The following is a 2,224-nucleotide window of genomic DNA, read 5'->3' as shown; positions in this document are numbered from 1 at the left end:
AGGATACACTTTTCACATACTGCATTTCTGGGTAAAAATAAAAGTGTGCTTACCTTAAGTTTGGAATTGTAAATAGATGAATGTTAGAATGAAAAACTAGTTCATTAGAAACGAGTGGTGACAGAATGAAGGACTTACATAGAAAACACCACTGGCTAGGGAGAATTTTAGCTTCTGACCCAGGAAAGATTCGTTTGCATAAAGCTGGCAGAGCAACGATTAGTCTAATTGCTTCCGTATTTACAACCCTATTTATTTTACGAACAGCTGGGCTTGCACTGTTCACTCCGGCAATTGTCTCAGGTGTAGTCGGAATGTTGGGCATCATGGTTGTTATGGACGATACATTGAATAAGAAGAAGGTAACCACATTACTCCTCGGAATTTCTGCCATGATCGGTATTACGTTGGGCTCTGTATTTGCGGGGAACTCATTTTACATAGATGTTTTGCTGGTCCTCACTATATTTGGCAGCTTTTATCTGACCCGATTCGGGGTCCGCTATTTCTCACTTTTCCTGATTGGCTTTATAACGGTCTATTTTTCATCCGTTTTGAAATTAACAGCCGATCAGCTGCCCTGGTTTTTCATGGGGATTTGGATAGGTGTTGTTTATGCCTTTTTGATCAATTTTCTTGTTTTTCAAGCTACGGCAAAAAATTTAAAAAGAAGCATTCATTCCTTTCATATCCAAAGTAATCTGACCTTTAACCTTTTAATAAAAGGTCTACAGGAAAATGGCTTGAGCGATAAAGAGAGGGAGAACCTCAGAAAGCATGTCCTTAAGTTGAGGGAGTACGCGATCATCGTTTCTGGTTATATAAAAGATGAGGATGTCGAGGAGCTCTGGCCCGGCTTGAAACCTGCAGAGCTGCGCCTATATGTATTTGACACTGGCATGCTGATTGAAACTTTGGCTGATTCGATTCAAAGATTGAAAAATGCTGAAGCACTTGAAATTGACGAATTAAGACGATTGCTCGTTTGGGTGATGGAGGCTCTCCGTGATGCCGAGGTGCTGGCAAATCATTATCAAAATCAGAATTTGCAAGATGCGGAACTGGCTGTACAGGCACTCAGACTTTTAATCATCGAACTGTTTGATCGCGAAGAGAAGCCGGAGGGATGGCTATTTTTAATTCGCCGGATTGAATCGATAGCCAACTATGTGATTGAAGGGGCAATGACAATTCAGCAATCGCTTCATGGCAAAAAGGACCTTGTGACTGATAACAAGAAATCTGATACGTGCATAGATCATGATTCTGTAGAAGCTGATGACCTATCGAGTAAGCTGGCTGATCATGTTTCTGGGAAGGTTGATGAGGAAACGGGTCATGAGGCTGAAAAAGATGTAGAAGAAAACGATGATGATAAAACAGATCAAGGGCTTAAACCTTCAACAAAAAAAGCCTACCAGGCGTTGATTGCAGGTGTATTATCGATTATTGTCGGCCAAATCATTTCCCCCGCGCAGCCATACTGGGTCTTGCTGACAGCGTATATTGTCCTGCTTGGTACAGAATCGATTGGACGCACTTACACAAAGGGAGTAAGAAGGTCTATTGGAACCGTAGCTGGAGCAGTGATTGGGTTTGTCATCGCAAAAATTCTTTCTGGTCAATCTGAACTCGAAGTCATCATGATTTTTGTAGTAGTATTCTTCGCATTTTATTTTATTGAAACATCCTACACTTTGATGAGCCTGTTCATAACGATGCTGATTGCCTTTATGTACGACCTTTTGCTAGGAGGAATCACCTTCACACTGATGAGTGCTCGTGTACTTGACACAATTGCAGGTGCTGCTATTGCGTTTGGTGTATCGATGGTTATTTTTCCGAAAAAAACAAAGACAAAGGTATCAGAAACTGTAAATGATTATTTAGAGGACTTAAAACTCTATGTAACAGAATATGTAAGAAGTTTTAGAGAAGAAGTGAACGTAAAGAAGCTCTCCGAGAGCGGGATCAACTTGGACAAAAAGCTTAAAACCATTTTAGATGAGGCGGAAACGCTTTTGCACCGTCCTGGGTCCCCTAGTGATACTACTATAACCAGGTGGATTACGGTTATGTCGGCGATCAACTATTATGCTAAACATTTAGTCGCGTCGTCCTATCGAAAGGGATTTAACTACCCTGAAGAATTGGTAGACAGTTTTAAGCAAGTCGAAGAAAAATTGGAGCTTAATATTGAGTTAATCATTTCACTTCTTAAAGG

The 2,224-nt window shown here is 40.7% G+C and carries 1 protein-coding gene; it reads left to right on the top strand.

What is annotated here, in order from left to right:
* Positions 1-125 precede the first annotated feature (125 nt).
* Positions 126-2,224 (top strand): FUSC family protein (locus WB217_RS05630; protein ID WP_423991459.1); only part of this gene is annotated, 2,099 nt, incomplete at its 3' end.

It is taken from the genome of Mesobacillus sp., assembly GCF_049588175.1.
Lineage (GTDB): Bacteria > Bacillota > Bacilli > Bacillales > Cytobacillaceae > Mesobacillus.
This window is presented reverse-complemented; position numbering and strand designations above follow the sequence as displayed.